Below are 2,016 nucleotides of genomic sequence, written 5' to 3'. Positions count from 1 at the left end.
TCTCCAGCACGAAGATGGCTTCGGCGCCGGAGTCCAGCGCGCGCGAAATCAGGTCATCCGTAAACCCCGGTTCCGTCGCCACCACGATGAACAGTTGCGTGACATTGGAAGCCAGCAGTTTCGATTTGTATTGGTCGGAGCGATACAGCAGCGTCTTGCGCTCGTCGATGGATTCGATGACGGCCTGATTCGCCGAGGTGCGTTTGAGGTTGACCTTGTCGCCCACCGCGACGTCGCTTTTCTTGCCGCGGGTGACGCATTGCAGTTTTTCTTCGCCGACTTGCGCCAGATAATGACGGCCATGCGCAGCGATGATGGTGCCGATTTCGGTGGTGTTTTTACTTGCAGCCATACTCAGGAAAACGTCTGGTGGAAAATCGCATCCACCTTGGCGGCGCAGATGAAATCGTTGATCGACAAGCCGCCGCGTCCTTCGTTGACGCTGTGCGTGTCGAACTTGGCCACGCAACGGTTGTAGGTCACGACCAGTTCCGGATGATGGTCTTCGGCGTGGATGACGTAGGCGATGGCATTCACGAACGCCAGCGTCTCATGGTAATCCTCGAAGGAAAACGCCTTGACCAGCTTGCCTTGTTCCAGCGTCCAGCCCGGCACCAGCGGCAGGTATTGCTGGATGTCGGCATCGTCGAAGGCGGCGACCTGATGCTGGCTCTTTTGCGTCAGCAGGGTTTGGGTTGTCAGTGTCATGGTGTGCTCCTCAGTGTGCCGCGTTCAGTTTGTCGTGCAGTTTTCCTATCCGCAGCGAGGCGGGAGGATGCGAATCGTAGAACGCGGAATGCAGCGGATCCGGCGTCAGCGTCGAGGCATTGTCCTCGTACAGTTTGACCAGCGCCGAGACCAGGTCTTGCGCATTGGTGTGCTGGGCGGCGAAAGCATCGGCTTCGAACTCGTGCTTGCGCGACGACAGCGACGACAACGGCGACAGCAGGAAAGTGAAAATCGGCAGCGCCAGCATGAACAGGATCAGCGCCATCGCATCGTTGTTGCCGAACAGCAGCGGGTTCACGCCCAGGCCGGTGTAGAACCACGCCTGACCCTTGAGGTAACCCAGCAGCGCCAGGAACGCCAGCGAAATCGCGAACATCACGCTGATGCGCTTGACGATGTGCTTGAGCTTGAAATGGCCCAGTTCATGCGCCAGCACCGCTTCGATTTCGTGCGGCGCCAGGCGCGCCAGCAGCGTGTCGAAAAACACGATGCGCTTGCCCGCGCCGAAGCCGGAGAAATAAGCGTTGCCGTGCGCGCTGCGCTTGGAGCCGTCCATCACGAACAAGCCCTTGGACGCGAAGCCGACACGCTGCATCAGACTCTCGATGCGCGCCCGCAGGCTGTCGTCGTCGAGCGGCGTGAACTTGTTGAACAGCGGTGCGATCACGGTCGGATACAGTACCAGCATCAGCAGCTGGAAGCCGCTCCACACCAGCCATGCGTAAAACCACCACAGCGCCCCGGCCTGGTCCATCAGCAGCAGGATCACCCACAGCAGCGGCAGGCCGATGGTGCCGGTGTAGTCGCTGATCGTGCAGGGATTGGCGCTGGCGATCGGCGAGGTTTCGGACAAGCCGTAGCCTTCGATGATCGGGCAGCCGGTGACCTTCTTCCATTTGTCCGCCACCGATTTCTGCACCGCCATGCCGCCGCCGACGCAGCAGCGATAGCCGGAGAAATCCAGCTTGGCGAAATCGGGATGGTTCAGTAGTGCGTTGTACAGCGTGTTGACCGCCGGGAAGGTGTTGACCTTGTATTTGCCGAGCTCCTTGATGAAGCCCGGAATGTCGCGCGGATTCGGGATCAGCACGTTGAGCGCGCCTTCGCGGGTACCCAGCATGTTGCACACCGTCAGCGCGAAGATGTGATACAGCGGCAGCGCGCAGATGAACACCAGTTGGTCCAGCTTGGCGCCCTGCTTGAGCGCCGGCATCAGCCATTCTTCCGCCTGCAGCACGTTGGCGACCAGGTTGCGATGCGTCAGCACCGCCCCCTTGGCGACCGGCT

Annotated in this window: 3 protein-coding genes; all 3 read right to left on the bottom strand. The window is 60.4% G+C overall.

Annotated elements, in window-relative coordinates:
* A partial coding sequence (rsgA, locus tag HLUSI_RS0105015; RefSeq protein WP_016832928.1) for a GTPase RsgA occupies window positions 1–352 on the bottom strand: 352 nt, incomplete at its 3' end.
* Window positions 353–354: 2 nt separating this feature from the next.
* Window positions 355–708 (bottom strand): 4a-hydroxytetrahydrobiopterin dehydratase, encoded by a 354-nt coding sequence (locus tag HLUSI_RS0105010; RefSeq protein WP_016832927.1) that lies wholly within the window; start codon window positions 706–708, stop codon window positions 355–357.
* Window positions 709–718: 10 nt separating this feature from the next.
* Window positions 719–2,016, bottom strand: a 1,298-nt coding sequence (locus HLUSI_RS33545) for a M48 family metalloprotease (RefSeq protein ID WP_157137749.1), incomplete at its 5' end; no start/stop codon positions are given.

Source organism: Herbaspirillum lusitanum P6-12, from assembly GCF_000256565.1.
Taxonomy (GTDB): domain Bacteria; phylum Pseudomonadota; class Gammaproteobacteria; order Burkholderiales; family Burkholderiaceae_D; genus Herbaspirillum; species Herbaspirillum lusitanum.
The sequence above is the reverse complement of the archived record's forward strand: the minus strand, read 5'-3'. Positions and strand labels throughout refer to the sequence as shown.

Coding starts and splice junctions, on each gene's coding strand:
- HLUSI_RS0105010 (WP_016832927.1), bottom strand. CDS start 708: ATGACACTGACAACCCAAACCCTGCTGACGCAAAAGAGCCAGCATCAG.